The organism is Pseudomonas sp. NPDC098747 (assembly GCF_044760045.1).
Lineage (GTDB): Bacteria > Pseudomonadota > Gammaproteobacteria > Pseudomonadales > Pseudomonadaceae > Aquipseudomonas.
Genome location: NZ_JBIWAL010000031.1, coordinates 50,673 through 65,968 on the forward strand (window position 1 = coordinate 50,673; position 15,296 = coordinate 65,968).

Genomic DNA, 15,296 nt, shown 5'->3' on the forward strand with positions numbered 1-15,296 from the left:
TGGCGAAAACATATAGATCCCCACCACCAAAAGCAGGACCAAGCGATAGATGTACATCCCGGCCTCTCTTTTTTATGCGCGTGCCCGAAAACGTGCGGCGATGGTAACGGATGGCGGCGCGACTGCAAGTGTCGTCATAGCAGTTGCGCTTCGGGCAGGGTCAGTGTGCGCGGGATCTTGGCGGCATCCCAGTGGGCGCTGCCCCACTTCAGCAGTTCCTGCGGTGTGGCGTGTTCGAGTTCCGCGCCGGGATTTTGCCCCAGTGCGCGCAGGGCCCGTAGCAGCAGCGGCGTGGCTTGATCAGCCTCAAGCGGTGGCGAGCGGTAAGACTTGCCGAGTTTGTTGCCGTCCGGTTGGGTGATCAACGGCAGGTGCAGGTAGCGCGGCTGACGCAAGCCCAGCAGTTCTTGCAGGTAGAGCTGGCGCGGCGTGGATTCGAGCAGATCGGCGCCGCGCACGATATCGGTGATGCCTTGCCAGGCATCGTCGAGCACCACGGCCAGTTGGTAGGCATAGAGGCCATCGCGACGGCGAATCACAAAGTCGCCGACATCGCGGCCCAGATGCTGGCGATATTCGCCTTGCACCCGATCGATGAAGTGATATTCCAGCTCTGGCACGCGCAGGCGGATCGCCGCGTCTTGCTGGGCGTGGCCGGCATTACGGCACAACCCCGGATAAATCCCGTGATACGGCTCCAGTTGTTTGCGCGAGCAGGTGCAGGCGTAGGCCAGGCCATGATTGAACAGGCTGTTGAGCACTTGGGCATAAGCGTCGTGTCGATCGCTCTGGCGCACCATCTCGCCATCCCATTCAAAGCTGTAGCTTTCCAGGGCCTTGAGGATCGCCACCTGCGCGCCAGGTTCTTCGCGCGGCGGGTCGAGATCCTCCATGCGCACCAGCCAGCGTCCACCGACCGAGCGCGCGTCGAGATAGGAGGCGAGGGCAGCGACCAGCGAGCCGAAGTGCAGATGGCCACTGGGAGTGGGGGCGAAGCGGCCGATGTAGGCGGGAGGAGTTTTGGTCATGAGGGTGATAGTACGTTTTCAGAGCTTGCACACAACACTTGTGGGAGCGAGCTTGCTCGCGAAAGCGGTGTGTCATTCAGCATTAAAGTGTCTGATCTGGCGCCTTCGCGAGCAAGCTCGCTCCCACAGGGTATCCCGCAGGCAAAAGGCAGAAACAAAAACGGAGCGTTCGCACGCTCCGTTTTTCGTTCAGGTCGATATTACTTGCCGACCTGCTTTTCCTTGATTTCAGCCAGATTCTTACAGTCGACGCACATGTCGGCGGTAGGACGGGCTTCGAGGCGCTTGACGCCGATCTCGATGCCGCAGGATTCGCACCAGCCGTAATCTTCGTTCTGGATCAGATCAAGCGTCTTGTCGATCTTCTTGATCAGCTTGCGCTCACGATCGCGGGCGCGCAGCTCCAGGGCGAATTCTTCTTCCTGGCTGGCACGGTCTGCCGGGTCAGGGAAGTTGGCCGCTTCGTCTTTCATGTGGTCGACAGTACGGTCGACTTCCTGCATCAAGTCCTGTTTCCACTTGTTCAGGATCTTGGTGAAGTGGGCACGCATGGGAGCGCCCATGTACTCTTCGTCTTTGGCCTGAACATAAGGTTCGAAACCGCTGACGGTCGGATTAGCCTGTTGCTTTGCTTGGGTGGGCATGAAATGGACCGCCTCTACTCTTGTAATCCATTGCGCAGGATTGCTCCATCACCGACACCTGCCGGCCCTGCGGCTGCAAGCGGGCGAACTTACCAGATCAATTCGGCCCGCGCTACTCCCGGATGTCGAGGCTGCGGCCGACGGTGCCTGGAAATGTTTGCCAAGGCATGTCTGGCGGTGTTGAAGACCTGTTCAATCACTGATTTTAGTCAATCCTGGAGCGTACGTTCTTCTCGTTACAGTCCAGCGTTCTTGTGGCTGTGACCGCTACGGGTTCTCGCTCGTTCCGGCAGATGGGTAGAATCGTTTCTTTTCTCCCGTCGAAGGAAGGCCAATGGCTCAGCTCTACAGTGCGCGCAGTCGTGCGATCGAACCGTTCCATGTGATGGCGCTGCTGGCGCGGGCCAATGAATTGCAGGCTGCCGGCCACGACGTGATCCACCTGGAAATCGGCGAGCCGGACTTCACCACGGCCGAGCCGATCATCCAGGCGGGGCACGCGGCACTGACGGCGGGCAAGACGCGTTATACCGCAGCGCGCGGTATTCCTGAGTTGCGCGAAGCGATTTCCGGTTTTTATCAATCACGGTACGGCTTGAACATCGATCCGCGCCGCATCCTGATCACGCCGGGCGGCTCCGGTGCACTGTTGCTGGCCAGCGCTTTGCTGGTCGATCCCGGCAAACACTGGCTGTTGGCGGACCCGGGTTATCCGTGCAATCGGCATTTTTTGCGCTTGGTCGAAGGCGCGGCGCAGCTTGTTCCGGTAGGGCCGGAGGTGCGTTATCAACTGACCCCGGACCTGGTCGAGCGGCATTGGGATAACGACAGCGTCGGCGCTCTGGTCGCCTCGCCCGCCAACCCGACCGGCACGATTCTGACCCGCGCTGAGCTCGCCGGGTTATCCACAGCCATCAAGGCGCGGCACGGGCATCTGGTGGTGGATGAGATCTATCACGGACTGACTTACGGCACCGATGCAGCCAGCGTTCTGGAAGTTGATGACAGCGCTTTTGTGCTCAACAGTTTCTCCAAATATTTCGGCATGACCGGTTGGCGTCTCGGCTGGTTGGTCGCACCGGATGCGGCGGTCAGTGAGTTGGAAAAACTCGCACAGAACCTCTACATCAGCGCGCCGAGCATGGCCCAATACGCGGCGCTGGCCTGTTTTGAGCCGCAAACCATCGCGATTCTTGAAGAGCGCCGCGCCGAATTTGGCCGTCGTCGAGATTTCCTGCTGCCAGCGTTGCGCGAACTGGGTTTCAACATTGCCGTGGAACCGGAAGGTGCGTTCTACCTCTATGCAGATATCAGCAAGTTCGGCGGCGATGCCTTCGCGTTTTGCCGCCATTTCCTCGAAACCGAGCATGTTGCATTTACCCCGGGGCTCGACTTTGGCCGTTATCAAGCCAGTCACCATGTGCGTTTTGCCTACACGCAAAACCTCCCTCGCTTGCAGGAAGCCGTGGAGCGGATTGCGCGTGGCTTGAAGAGCTGGCAAGGCTGATGCGTTTTCATCCTCCTCTGGAAGAGGCGCGGCTGATCCGTCGATACAAGCGTTTTCTCACCGATATCGAGACCGTTAGCGGCGAGTTGCTGACCATTCATTGCCCGAACACCGGTTCGATGCTCAATTGTCAGGTCGAGGGCGGGCAGGTCTGGTTTAGCCGTTCAAATGACCCGAAACGCAAACTGCCCGGCACTTGGGAGATCGGTGAAACCCCGCAAGGACGCTTGTTCTGCGTGAACACCGGGCGGGCCAATGGGCTGGTTGAAGAGGCGTTGCTCGCCGGCGTCATCACTGAACTGAACGGCTTTACCGCGTTAAAGCGCGAAGTAGCTTACGGACAGGAAAAAAGCCGCATTGATTTTCGCCTCGAATACCCGAGCGGCCCGGCTTATGTCGAAGTGAAAAGCGTCACGTTGGGCTTCGACGGCACCAATGTCGCAGCGTTTCCCGATGCCGTGACCCAGCGCGGCGCCAAGCATTTGCGTGAGCTGGCGCATCTGGCCCGCGACGGCATTCGTGCGGTGCAGCTGTATTGCGTGAACCTCAGCGGGATTGAAGCGGTGCGTCCGGCCGAGGAGATCGACTCGGCCTACGCCGAGGCTTTGCTTGAGGCGGTCGCTTGCGGTGTCGAGGTTTTGGCTTACGGCGTTAGATTGAGCCATGAAGAAATGGTGATCGACCGCCGCCTCGACGTGCGGCTCAACGGCTAAACATCTATCCACAAGCCCTGCGCATTTTCGCGGCAAGGTATGGCCGTCAGCGATTGCCCGGCGCAGGGCCCGGAAACGCATTCACCGTCCTCAATCAAAAACAGTGCGCCGTGGGTGGCGCACTGGATCAGGCTGTTGCTCGGGTCGAGAAATTGATCGGGATGCCATTCCAGCCCTACACCCCGGTGGGGGCAGCGATTCAGATAGACATACGCCCGACCGTCGCGACGCACGGCAAACAGTTTTTGCCCATCGACATCAAAACCGCGACTGCCGGCCTCGGCCAGATCGGCGCCGGCGCAGAGAAACTTCATGGCTATCCTCTAGTGTCGTGTCGGGATATGTCCGAGCTTGACGTTTAAATGCAAACAATTATCAAATGGCGGCCTTCACCCGATGGCGCCGGCCAGATGCCGAGGATACTTGGCCTGACATCCTGACGCCCGGGAAAACCTTGTTCAAGGAAGCTGTGTATGCGCCTGAGTACCCGCGTTGCTGTGCTGTGTGTCGGGCTTTTCGTCAGTCACCAGGCTGCAGCGGCTGATTTGCCGCAACGTTGGGTCAGTGCCGGCGGTGCGTTGTCGGAGTGGGTCAGTGCGCTGGGTGGCGAGTCGAAACTGGTTGGCGTCGATACCACCAGCCAGCATCCGCAATCGTTGAAGGCTCTGCCGAGTATCGGCTATCAGCGCAGTCTGTCTGCGGAAGGCATCCTGAGTCTGCGTCCTGACATCCTGATCGGTACCGAGGAAATGGGCCCGCCGCCAGTGCTGGCGCAGGTGAAAGCGGCCAAGGTTCAGGTGGAGTTGTTCTCGGCTCAGCCGGATCTGCCGACACTGGAGAAAAACGTCACCCATCTGGGCCAGTTGCTCGGCGCGGAAAAACAGGCCACGCAACTGCTGCAAAGTTATCAACAGCAACTCGACGCGCAAAAAGCGCGGGTGACTGACGCGCAATCCAGACAAAAGGCGCCGGGCGTGCTGCTATTGCTGGGACATGCCGGTGGCAAGCCGTTGATCGCCGGCCAAGACACCGCCGCCGACTGGCTGCTGCAACAGGCCGGCGGGCGTAACCTGGCGACTCACACCGGGTACAAGCCGTTTTCTGTGGAATCCCTCGCCAGCCTCGATCCTGAAGTGCTGGTGTTCTCCGACCGTGCGTTGACGGGCGAGGTGGCCAAGGCTGCGTTGTTCAAGGAAAACCCGATTCTCAACTCCAGCCGCGCAGCCAAGACCGGGCGGGTACTGGAGCTCGATCCAACCTTGTTGGTCGGCGGGCTCGGACCACGTTTGCCGGCGGCGTTGAAAGCCCTGACTGACGGTTTCTACCCGGCCAAGAGCGGCCAATGACCACATTGGTAAAACCCCGTGGCCTGTTCATCGGCCTGACACTTCTGTGTTTGTTGGCGATCTGGTTGTCGCTGGCATTGGGGCCGGTCAGCCTGCCACTGTTCGATACGCTGCGCGCGGCGTTGCGCATGATTGGCGTACCGCTGGCGCCTGATGGTCTGGAGCAGGCTGAGTTGATTCTCGGGCAGATTCGGCTGCCGCGAACCTTGCTCGGGCTGGCGGTCGGCGGCGTGCTGGCGTTGTCGGGTGTGGCGATGCAAGGGTTGTTTCGCAACCCTTTGGCAGATCCGGGACTGGTCGGCGTTTCCAGTGGTGCGGCGCTGGGGGCGGCGATTGCGATTGTCGGTGGTTCGTTTTTTGGCGGCTTGCCGGAATGGTTCGGGCCTTATCTCTTATCGGCGTGTGCGTTTCTTGGTGGGCTCGGTGTTACGGCGCTGGTGTATCGGCTCGGTCGGCGCAATGGGCAAACCAATGTTGCGACCATGTTGCTGGCGGGCATTGCCCTAACGGCATTGGCTGGTTCGGCGGTTGGCCTGTTCACTTATCTGGCGGACGACGCGACCTTGCGTACGCTGACGTTCTGGAACCTCGGCAGCCTCAATGGCGCCAGTTATGCGCGGCTGTGGCCATTGTTGATCATTAGCGCCGGTGTGGCGTTATGGCTACCGCGTCGGGCGAAAGCACTGAATGCCTTGTTGCTGGGGGAATCCGAGGCCGGGCATTTGGGCATTGATGTTGAACGGCTCAAGCGCGAACTGGTGTTCTGTACGGCGCTAGGGGTCGGGGCTGCGGTGGCGGCAGCGGGCATGATCGGTTTTGTCGGGCTGGTGGTGCCGCATTTGATGCGTTTGCTGGCAGGCCCTGATCACCGGGTGTTGCTGCCAGCCTCGGTGTTGGCCGGGGCAAGTCTTTTGCTGCTGGCGGATCTGGTGGCGCGACTGGCCTTGGCACCAGCGGAATTGCCAATCGGTATCGTCACGGCGTTTATCGGTGCGCCGTTCTTTCTTTATCTGCTGCTGCGAGGGCGTGCCTGATGTTGCGTGCGCACAATCTGCACATCCACCGTGGCCGCAAACCCGTGCTCAGCGGTATTACCCTTCAGTTGGAACCGGGCGAGGTACTCGGTGTGCTCGGTCCTAATGGCGCCGGGAAAAGCACTTTGCTCGGTGCTTTGTGCGGTGAGTTGACGCCCAGTGAAGGAGAAGTCTTGCTCGACACGCAAGTGTTGAGTCACTGGACGGGCATCCAGCGCGCGCAACGCCTGGCGGTGTTACCGCAGGTGTCTACGCTGGACTTTGCCTTTCGCGTTGAAGACGTGGTCGGTATGGGGCGATTGCCTTATCAAAGTGGCCGGGTGCGCGATGACGAGATTGTCGCCGCGGCACTGGCGGCCGCAGACGCCGGGCATTTGAGCGGTCGCAGTTATCTGGCGTTGTCCGGTGGCGAGCGTCAGCGCGTGCATCTGGCGCGGGTGCTCGCGCAACTCTGGCCGGGGCAGGCCGGGCAAACGCTGTTGCTGGATGAGCCGACCTCAATGCTCGATCCGCTTCATCAACACACAACGTTGCAAGCGGTGCGCGAGTTTGCCAATCGCGGCGCAGCAGTGCTGGTGATCCTGCATGATCTGAATCTGGCGGCGCGTTACTGTGATCGTGTTTTGCTGCTTGAAGGCGGGCGACCGGTTGCATTGGGTACGCCGCAACAAGTCTTGCAGCCGGATACGCTGAAAGCCGTATTCGGTCTTGAAGTATTGGTGCAGCCGCACCCGGAGCGTGGGCATCCGCTGATCATCGCCCGCTGACTTTCTCAACGAGGTGATTGCATGCGTGGGATGTGGCTGTTGGCGGCGATGAAGAGATGCGTAAACAGTTCGGCAAATGACTTTTCCACAGGCAAAAAAAGACCCGGTAAAAACCGGGTCAAATAACCGTGATTAGCCTGATGAGGAGATAATCTGAGAGTCCGAACCAAGGGCTTTTCAGAATATCGACCGATCTCGCGACCAGTTGTGATAATCATAGCGATTCTCATTACGGAGTCAACCGCTGATTCTGCATTTATTTGATTTAGTCTCGGTAATGGCCGGAATGCCCCGTAAATAAAGGGCTCGGCGCTATCCCGTTTTTGCAGTCAGATGAGTGATCTGTTTGTTCAGTTGGCCAATGCGCCGCGCCATGCTCTCGATCAGGCTGTGGGCGATCTTCGGATTGCTGCGAGTCATGCTCAAAAATTGATCGCCCGGAATCAACATCACCGTGCTCGGTTCACGGGTCACCACCGTGGCATTGCGCGGCTCCCCGGTGAACAGCGCCATGGCGCCAAAAATCTCGTCCTTGGGTACGTCGCCGACCTTGTGTCCATCGACAAAGGCTTCGGCATGCCCGTCGATGATCACGAACACGTGATCGGCGGCGTCGCCCTGGTGAATCAGGGTTTCCCCGGCCTCAACCCGTTTGAAACCGTTGGTACTGCGAAACTCCCGTGGTTTCAGTTCGGCCACGGCGTGGGCGAGGAGGGCCATTTGTCCCAGCAGGTACTCGAGAAATTGCTCCGCCCGGCTGGCGTCCGCAAATAAATGCTGGAAAAAATCATGGCGCCGATAAGGCAGCAAGCGTAACGCCCCGTCACTGCGCAAACGGCAATCGGCCCATTCGGCACCCTGCTGGAGGCCGATCAAGTCGCCTTCCTGCCAATAGAACAAGGCGCGCGCACCGACATAACCGTTGATCACCCCTTCAGCCAGCAGAAACACATGATCGCCGGGCAACTGCGCCGACAGGTCATCAGTCGCTTCCAGCTCAAGCGCCGGCCCGCACGACAAAAGGCCTTCCAGCCACTGTGCAGGCAGATTCTGCAAACGGTTGATCAATGCGTCGGCCAATGCCGATTGTTCCCCAAGCAGGTACATGGCATTCAGCGCCCGTTCAATTCTTGTGACGCGTGGAAATGGCTTCGAGTTGCTTGTTCAGGGCGTCCTTGCGTTCGGCGGGAATGTCGTTCCAGTGCACATCCATCAGCGCGCCCTCGATCGCATACAGCAACACCTTTGATGCGCGAAACCCGCGGGTACGCACGGCCCGGTAGGCGTCCACCGCGCCCAGGCGACGCAAGTCCGAGGCGCTGTGGATGCCCACGGCATGCAGCCATTGCGCCGACGTCTTGCCAAGATTCTTCAGGTGTTGCAGTTCATCATTCATCAAGCCTCCTTGCGACGGCCGAATGGTGCGTGGGCGAGCTTCTCAGGAGTGTAGCCATCAGTAGGAAAAGCGTGGTTGTTTGGTGGGATTCAACGCAAACGCTTCTAAGAAAGGAGATGTTTGAAGGTTTTGAAAGGTCTGCGGGCGCAGAAGAGAGGGGGGGGGACGCACAACGAATGTGGGAGCGAGCTTGCTCGCGAAAGCGGTTCAACTTCCACATTGATTGTGACTGGGACAACGGCTTCGCGAGCAAGCTCGCTCCCACAGGGGCGGACTACGAATATCAGCGAGTGCGATAACGCAGGCGTGTGCCGAAGTTCATCGACATCAGAATCTCGTCAGCGCTCAGTTCCGGCGGGAAGTACGCCCCGGAGATCTGCGCGTGGGCCAGGCTTGCGCCTTCAAGCGACGCGTTGCGGAAATCAATGCCACGCAAATCGGCAGAACGAAAGTACGCGTCCCGGAAATCCACGCCATCGGCGTTCAGTTCGCGCAAGTCGAGGCCACGGAAGTCGCCACCGACCATGTCGATCGGGCCGTCCTGTGGACGTTCCTTGTTAAAACCTGTGATGTCGTCTTTGTGCAGCAAGGCATACAGCGGGGTGTCGAGAAGTTTCGGCTGGCTCATGTCACATCACCTGTTGGTTTTATGACGCCAGTATAGTGCCACTATTTAGCGGCCGTGAAGCAAGCGAGGGCTGCACGGCCGAAATAGTTTCTTACAAGCCAGGCAGGCGTTGACGGATCTGCGCGACCACGGTGTCCAGCGTCCCGGATTCATTGGTCTGCACGCGTTTGCTGCGCAGTATTTCTTCCGGCGTCAGCGCTTCGCGGTTGGCCTGTTGCGCTTCGATCACAGCCAATGTGGCATCGGACGGATCCTGTTTATCGGCCTGACGAGTCGCCAGCCAGCTCTCGATTACCGCTTGTGGCGCGTTGCAGTCGAGGATCAGGAACGGTGTGCCAGTGGCTTCGGCGATCTTCGCTGCGCTGTCGCGTTGCTCACGCTTGAGGTAAGTCGCATCGATGACCACCGGGAAACCGGCGTGCAGGATGACTTCAGCGATTTCATGCAGGCGCGAGTAAGTCTTGGCGCTGGCGTCGGCACTATAAATGCCGGCCTGTACATCATTGGCGACGGTTTGCTCACCGAGCAGGCGCTTGCGTTCAACGTCGGAACGCAGACGAATCGCGCCCAGTGCTTCGACCAGGCGCATGGCCACGTGGCTCTTGCCGACAGCGGAAACACCATGAGTGATCGCCATGAAGCGCGAAGGAATGGTGCTGTAGCTTTCCGCCAGGTTGGCGTAGTTGCGGTACTGGCGCAGGGTCGTGGCGCGCTGCACCGGAGTCGCGTCCGCTGGCATGCTGAACAGTGCCACTTTTGCGCGAACCAGTGCGCGGTAGGCTTTATAGAAGTTCAGCACTTCCAGGCCTTGATAGTCGCCGGTCAGTTCCAGGTATTGGCTGATGAAGCGGCGGGCCAGCGACTTCAGGCCGCGGTCTTCCAGGTCCATCGCGAGGAAGCCGGTATCGGCGTAGACGTCGGTGAAGCGGAACGGCTCGTTGAATTCGATGCAGTCGAAGATCACCACTTTGCCGTCGATGACGGTAGCGTTGCCCAAGTGGATGTCACCGTGACATTCGCGGGTGAAACCTTCGGCCTTGCGCAGGGCCAGCAGAGGCTTGAGGCGTTCGAAGCTGCTTTCGGCCCAGGCTTGCAGAGCGTCGAGTTGCAGCAGGTCGTTCTTGTCGCTGAGGAACGGCAGGATTTGTTCGAAGTTTTGGCGAACCGGCGCCATCACGCTGTCCGGGGTGCCAGCGTCGTGCTCGGCCGGGACTTTCGGTGCGGTGAGGTGGAAGTGAGCGATCTGCTGCGCCATCTCATCTATATGCTGGGTGGTCAACTCGCCGTTGGCTTGCAAGGTGCTGAGCAAACCGGTCTGCGGGAACTGGCGCATTTTCAACACATATTCGATCGCCGGGCCGTCGCCGCCCAGTTGCGGGGCGTCGACGCTGCCGGTCACCGGCAACACTTCCAGATACAAATCCTCGGTCAAACGCTGGTTCAGACGTAGCTCTTCAGCGCAAAAGTGTTCGCGCTGTTCGAGGCCAGTGAAGTCGAGGAAGCCGAAATTTACCGGCTTCTTCACTTTATAAGCAAAGGGGCCGGTGAGGATCACCCACGAAATATGGGTTTCGATGACCTGGAACCCTTCGACGGGGTGCGGATACAGGGCCGGGTTTTGCAGGGCAGCGATCAGTGACTGGCTCACGGGCGATCCTTCAGAGACTGGGGGAAATTCGAGGTTGCCATTATGGCCGCTCGCCCGCCTGACGCAAACCTCGGAGCGCGCCTGTTGAGTATGAATAAAGTGCGTATAATCCGCCGCCATGACTCGAACTCGATCTCCCCGTACCAAGAAAAAACCACCTTCCAAGGGCCTGCGCCCATGGATGGGTTGGGCCATTAAACTCAGTCTGGTCGGCCTTGTGGTGCTGGCCGGCTTCGCCGTTTACCTCGATGCCGTGGTGCAGGAGAAGTTCTCCGGCAAGCGCTGGACCATCCCGGCCAAGGTATACGCGCGCCCGCTTGAGCTGTTCGTCGGACAAAAGCTCAGCAAGGACGATTTCCTCACCGAACTCGACGCGCTGGGCTATCGCCGCGAAGCCGTGAGCAATGGCCCTGGCGCCGCCGCCGTTGCCGGTAACACCGTCGACCTGAATACCCGGGGCTTCCAGTTCTATGAAGGCCTTGAGAAGGCGCAACCCGTGCGCGTGCGCTTCTCGGGCGATTACGTGGCCGAATTGTCGGCGACCAATGGTTCGAAACTGTCCGTGGTACGTCTGGAGCCGGTGCTGATCGGCGGGATTTATCCGAAGAACCTCGAAGACCGCATCCTGATCAAACTGGATCAGGTGCCGCCATATCTGCTGGAAACCCTGGTCGCCGTCGAAGACCGCGATTTCTACAGCCACTGGGGCGTGTCGCCGAAGTCGATTGCCCGTGCCATTTGGGTCAACACCTCTGGCGGCAAGATGACTCAGGGCGGCAGTACGCTGACCCAGCAGTTGGTGAAGAACTTCTACCTGACCAACGAACGCAGCCTGAGCCGCAAGCTCACTGAAGCAATGATGGCGATGTTGCTGGAACTGCATTACGACAAGAAGGAAATCCTTGAGGCGTATCTCAACGAAGTCTTTGTCGGTCAGGACGGTCAGCGCGCCGTTCACGGTTTTGGTCTGGCCAGTCAGTTCTTCTTCGGTCAGCCATTGTCCGAGCTGAAACTGCATCAGGTCGCGATGCTGGTCGGCATGGTCAAAGGCCCGTCCTATTACAACCCGCGTCGCAATCCAGAGCGTGCGCTGGAACGTCGCAATCTGGTGCTCGACGTGCTTGAGCAGCAAGGCGTCGCGACTGCCGAGCAAGTGGCCGCCGCGAAGAATATGCCGCTGGGTGTCACCACTCGCGGCAAACTGGCCGACAGCTCCTTCCCGGGCTTTATCGATCTGGTCAAACGTCAACTGCGCGAAGACTATCGCGACGAAGACTTGACTGAAGAAGGCCTGCGGATCTTTACCAGTTTTGACCCGATCTTGCAGATGAAGGCCGAGGCGTCGGTCAACGACACCTTCAAGCGTCTGTCCGGTCGCAAGGGTTCCGATGAAGTGGAAGCGGCGATGGTCGTGACCAATCCGGAGACCGGCGAAGTCCAGGCCATGATCGGCAGCCGTCAGGCCAGTTATGCCGGTTTCAACCGGGCACTGGATGCCGTGCGGCCGATCGGTTCGTTGATCAAGCCTGCGGTGTACCTGACTGCACTGGAGAAACCGAGCCAGTACACACTGACCAGTTGGCTGTCGGACGATCCTTTGTCGGTCAAAGGCGCGAACGGTCAGGTCTGGAAGCCGCAGAATTACGATCGTCGTTCCCACGGCACCGTATTCCTGTATCAAGGGCTGGCGCACTCCTACAACTTGTCGACCTCGCGCCTGGGCCTGGAAGTGGGTGTGCCGAACGTGCTCAAGACGGTGGCCCGTCTGGGCGTGACCCGTGAGTTTCCGGCGTTCCCGTCGATGTTGCTCGGCGCTGGCGCGATGACGCCGATGGAAGTCGCGACCATGTACCAGACGCTCGCCAACGGTGGTTTCAATACGCCGATGCGCGGGATTCGCAGCGTACTGACTGCCGAAGGCGAGCCGCTCAAGCGCTATCCGTTCCAGATCGAGCAGCGTTTCGATCCGGCTTCGATTTATCTGATTCAAAACGCCATGCAGCGCGTGATGCGCGAGGGTACCGGCAGTTCGGTCTACAACGTGTTGCCCAAAACCCTGACGCTGGCCGGCAAGACCGGTACCAGTAACGATTCGCGCGACAGCTGGTTCGCAGGTTTCAGTCAGGACTTGCTGGCAGTGGTCTGGCTGGGGCGTGATGACAACGGCAAGACGCCGTTCACCGGCGCGACCGGTGCGTTGCAGGTCTGGTCCAGTTTCATGCGCAAAGCCGATCCGCTGCCGCTGGACATGCCGCAGCCGGACAACGTCGTGCAGGCATGGGTTGATTCGCGTACCGGGCAAGGTTCTGACGCCAACTGCCCGGGTGCGGTGCAGATGCCGTATATTCGCGGCAGCGAACCACCACCCGGCGCTGCGTGTGCAAGCGAGACGCCTGCATCCGGCGAGTCGGTGATGGATTGGGTCAAGGGCTGGATGAATTAAGCAAAGAGGGTTTCAAGTGAACAAGTGGTTGATTCCAGCGGTGACCGCCGTGGCTTTGCTCAGCGGCTGCTCTACCGTTCAGCGTGGTTCGATCCCTGTAGTGGATTCGAGCACAGCCGTGTCCAACAGCGAACGCATTTCCGCCAATGGCGGTTTCCGTCAGACGACGGTCAAGCGTCCTGTGCAGGGCCAGCCTCAAGCCATCCCGCAAGGTGATACCGGCGTCGTAGTGATGGTGCCGGGCGGTGGCGCGACAACGTCGGCACCGATCAGCAGTTCGCCAATCGTGCCGGGCCCGGCATCCGACGGTATTACGTCGGGGCCGTATAACCCGGCGCCAGTCGAGTCGGCGCCGATCAACTCCGGCAGCTACAGCATGCCGTCGACGCCAAGCGGCATTCCTTCGGCCAGCAGTGGCGGTGGTTTGTCGGCGGACGAGCAACTGGACGGTCCGGTGCTCGCCTTGCTGACGACTGCTCAACAGCAACAGGCCGGTGGCGACCTTAATGGTGCGTCGTCGAGCCTTGAGCGCGCGCAACGTGTCGCCCCGCGTGAGCCGCAAGTGCTCTATCGTCTGGCGCAGGTGCGCATGGCTCAAGGTGATGCGCCGCAAGCGGAGCAGTTCGCTCGCCGTGCGCTGACCATGGCCAGCGGCCGTCCGGACTTGCAGGCCAACCTGTGGGAAATCATCGCTCAGTCCCGTGAGAAACAAGGTGATTCCGCCGGCGCTGCTCAAGCCCGACAGAAGGCCAAGGTAACGCTGTGATGGATGCGCGCTTCCCGAAAATCGCCGATCAGTTATTGCTGATCGAGCGTGAGCTGCGTACGCAGGGTTGGTGGGATGAGGTTTCACCGTCGGCCGAGGCCTTGAGCAGTGTCGAGCCGTTTTCGGTCGACACGCTCGATTTCGAGCAGTGGCTGCAATGGATCTTCCTGCCCCGCATGAAGATGATCCTTGAACAGGATCTGCCGCTGCCGAATGCTTCGGGCATTCAGGAAATGGCGGAAATGGTCTTCGCCCAGCGCAATCTACAGGGCAAGGATCGACAGTTGCAGGTGCTGCTCAAAGAGTTTGACCTGCTGATCACCGCTTCTCGCTAAATCGGAAACTGCCAGGTTTTACTGGCAGTTCTCCGCAATCTGTTTCTGCGCTTCGACGATGCGCTCCTGTCGCTGTGCATCGCTAAGCCGTCGCAATTCTCCCCCCACGTCCTCTCGCAAACGCGGATTGTTCTGCAATTGCGCAAGATTCGTCCGTGCCTGCTGACAAAATACCTTGAGCTGCGCTTGTTGGTCATCGACCTGTTTCTTGACCTTGTCGTCGATGGCTTTCTGATCACCGAGCACCCCGCTGCCCGGCATTGCTGCAGGTTTTGCCGGAGCCGAGGAGGGCGTCTGCACGGTGGTGGACGGTTGGCCCTGCGGAGGTTGCGCATCGAAGTGCGTAACACCTTGGGCATCGACCCATTTGTAAATCTGAGCGGCCGTGCACCATGGGCTGAGGCCGATCAGCAGGGTTAACAGAAGCGTTCGCATGCTGATTCCTTGGCAAAATTGCGCAATTGACACTAACAGAGTAGCTGTTTTCAGGTTTTTTCTTGCGTTCTCATGTGCTTACCCACAATTAACTACATAGACGACTTGACTTGGAGAGGGCGAAACAGAAGAATCCAAAGTCCGCTGTAGAGGGACTGCCAGAAGCAGACCCACTCGGTAGATCATGAGGCGCACATCCGCGCCGACCTGTTACACCCGCAACGCGTTACCTCGCGCTGGGTGGGAAAGGCCCGCAACACTTGGGACGATCCCAATACTTGCTCAGTCAGTGCTGACGTAGTCGGCGACCACCGTCGCTCATGCTCTGCCGAGAAGTAAACCTATTAAGACCCGTCCCATTTTTCGTGGGCGGTATTCTGGCGTTTTAGAGGTGAACAACGTGGAGCTTTTATCTGGCGGTGAGATGCTCGTCCGCTTCTTGCGTGACGAAGGCGTCAAATATATCTACGGGTACCCGGGTGGTGCTCTTCTGCATGTTTACGATGCCTTGTTCAAAGAACCGGAAGTGACTCACATCCTGGTTCGCCACGAGCAAGCGGCAACCCATATGGCTTACGGCTACGCCCGTGCCACCGGTAAAGCCGG

Annotated in this window: 18 protein-coding genes; 9 read left to right on the top strand and 9 right to left on the bottom strand. The window is 59.4% G+C overall.

Features of this window, described 5'->3' with window-relative positions; all coding sequences use genetic code 11:
* Positions 1–134 precede the first annotated feature (134 nt).
* Together gluQRS and dksA are read right to left on the bottom strand one after the other, a co-directional pair.
* The gene (gene gluQRS / locus ACIQVE_RS18800) at positions 135–1,028 is read right to left on the bottom strand and encodes a tRNA glutamyl-Q(34) synthetase GluQRS (RefSeq protein WP_402810868.1); all 894 of its coding nucleotides are present in this window, start codon (positions 1,026–1,028) and stop codon (positions 135–137) included.
* A gap of 200 nt (positions 1,029–1,228) precedes the next feature.
* Positions 1,229–1,672: an RNA polymerase-binding protein DksA gene (gene dksA / locus ACIQVE_RS18805; RefSeq protein WP_042561095.1), complete on the bottom strand. Its 444-nt coding sequence runs from the start codon at positions 1,670–1,672 to the stop codon at positions 1,229–1,231.
* A gap of 334 nt (positions 1,673–2,006) precedes the next feature.
* Here dksA and ACIQVE_RS18810 point away from each other — a divergent pair, with 334 nt between their 5' ends.
* Entirely contained in the window at positions 2,007–3,179 is a 1,173-nt protein-coding gene (locus tag ACIQVE_RS18810; RefSeq protein WP_402810870.1) for a pyridoxal phosphate-dependent aminotransferase, read from the top strand.
* The gene (sfsA, locus tag ACIQVE_RS18815; RefSeq protein WP_402810871.1) at positions 3,179–3,892 is read left to right on the top strand and encodes a DNA/RNA nuclease SfsA; all 714 of its coding nucleotides are present in this window, start codon (positions 3,179–3,181) and stop codon (positions 3,890–3,892) included. The genes ACIQVE_RS18810 and sfsA overlap by 1 nt, the downstream gene beginning before the upstream one ends.
* Here the strand turns inward: sfsA and ACIQVE_RS18820 are convergent.
* Positions 3,889–4,206, bottom strand: a complete 318-nt coding sequence (locus tag ACIQVE_RS18820; RefSeq protein ID WP_402810873.1) for a Rieske (2Fe-2S) protein — start codon at positions 4,204–4,206, stop codon at positions 3,889–3,891. The genes sfsA and ACIQVE_RS18820 overlap by 4 nt on opposite strands.
* Positions 4,207–4,365: 159 nt before the next feature.
* On the opposite strand from ACIQVE_RS18820, the gene ACIQVE_RS18825 reads away from it, so the two are divergent.
* From ACIQVE_RS18825 to ACIQVE_RS18835, 3 genes are read left to right on the top strand one after another with little or no spacing between them, the layout of a single operon-like run.
* Entirely contained in the window at positions 4,366–5,238 is an 873-nt protein-coding gene (locus tag ACIQVE_RS18825; RefSeq protein WP_402810874.1) for a hemin ABC transporter substrate-binding protein, read from the top strand.
* Positions 5,239–5,288: 50 nt separating this feature from the next.
* Complete coding sequence (locus ACIQVE_RS18830; RefSeq protein ID WP_402810892.1) at positions 5,289–6,272, top strand: FecCD family ABC transporter permease; 984 nt, start codon at positions 5,289–5,291, stop codon at positions 6,270–6,272.
* The gene (locus ACIQVE_RS18835; protein WP_402810875.1) at positions 6,272–7,039 is read left to right on the top strand and encodes a heme ABC transporter ATP-binding protein; all 768 of its coding nucleotides are present in this window, start codon (positions 6,272–6,274) and stop codon (positions 7,037–7,039) included. Before ACIQVE_RS18830 ends, ACIQVE_RS18835 begins: the two co-directional genes overlap by 1 nt.
* Before the next feature lie 5 nt (positions 7,040–7,044).
* Here the strand turns inward: ACIQVE_RS18835 and ACIQVE_RS18840 are convergent, their stop codons facing one another.
* From ACIQVE_RS18840 to ACIQVE_RS18860, 5 genes are all read right to left on the bottom strand, one after another.
* Positions 7,045–7,257: a hypothetical protein gene (locus tag ACIQVE_RS18840; RefSeq protein WP_402810876.1), complete on the bottom strand. Its 213-nt coding sequence runs from the start codon at positions 7,255–7,257 to the stop codon at positions 7,045–7,047.
* 94 nt (positions 7,258–7,351) lie between these two features.
* Positions 7,352–8,146, bottom strand: coding sequence for a Crp/Fnr family transcriptional regulator (locus ACIQVE_RS18845; RefSeq protein ID WP_402810878.1), 795 nt, complete (start codon positions 8,144–8,146; stop codon positions 7,352–7,354).
* A 16-nt stretch (positions 8,147–8,162) separates the two neighbouring features.
* Positions 8,163–8,435 carry a TfoX/Sxy family protein gene (locus ACIQVE_RS18850; protein ID WP_042561087.1) on the bottom strand — a complete coding sequence of 91 codons (273 nt, stop codon included), beginning with the start codon at positions 8,433–8,435 and terminating at the stop codon, positions 8,163–8,165.
* 283 nt (positions 8,436–8,718) lie between these two features.
* Entirely contained in the window at positions 8,719–9,063 is a 345-nt protein-coding gene (locus ACIQVE_RS18855; RefSeq protein ID WP_007909940.1) for a pentapeptide repeat-containing protein, read from the bottom strand.
* A 91-nt stretch (positions 9,064–9,154) separates the two neighbouring features.
* On the bottom strand, positions 9,155–10,711 hold the full coding sequence (locus tag ACIQVE_RS18860) for an AAA family ATPase (RefSeq protein WP_402810879.1): 1,557 nt from the start codon (positions 10,709–10,711) through the stop codon (positions 9,155–9,157).
* A gap of 118 nt (positions 10,712–10,829) precedes the next feature.
* On the opposite strand from ACIQVE_RS18860, the gene mrcB reads away from it, so the two are divergent.
* From mrcB to ACIQVE_RS18875, 3 genes are read left to right on the top strand one after another with little or no spacing between them, the layout of a single operon-like run.
* A complete protein-coding gene (gene mrcB, locus ACIQVE_RS18865) occupies positions 10,830–13,154 on the top strand; it encodes a penicillin-binding protein 1B (protein ID WP_402810881.1) in 2,325 nt (774 codons plus the stop codon).
* 16 nt (positions 13,155–13,170) lie between these two features.
* Positions 13,171–13,920 carry a hypothetical protein gene (locus tag ACIQVE_RS18870; protein WP_402810883.1) on the top strand — a complete coding sequence of 250 codons (750 nt, stop codon included), beginning with the start codon at positions 13,171–13,173 and terminating at the stop codon, positions 13,918–13,920.
* Positions 13,920–14,255 (top strand): YqcC family protein, encoded by a 336-nt coding sequence (locus tag ACIQVE_RS18875; RefSeq protein ID WP_201231345.1) that lies wholly within the window; start codon positions 13,920–13,922, stop codon positions 14,253–14,255. The genes ACIQVE_RS18870 and ACIQVE_RS18875 overlap by 1 nt, the downstream gene beginning before the upstream one ends.
* 18 nt (positions 14,256–14,273) lie before the next feature.
* Here the strand turns inward: ACIQVE_RS18875 and ACIQVE_RS18880 are convergent, their stop codons facing one another.
* Positions 14,274–14,690: a DUF4124 domain-containing protein gene (locus tag ACIQVE_RS18880; protein ID WP_402810884.1), complete on the bottom strand. Its 417-nt coding sequence runs from the start codon at positions 14,688–14,690 to the stop codon at positions 14,274–14,276.
* A gap of 400 nt (positions 14,691–15,090) precedes the next feature.
* Here ACIQVE_RS18880 and ACIQVE_RS18885 point away from each other — a divergent pair.
* Positions 15,091–15,296 (top strand): thiamine pyrophosphate-binding protein (locus ACIQVE_RS18885; RefSeq protein ID WP_402810894.1); only part of this gene is annotated, 206 nt, incomplete at its 3' end.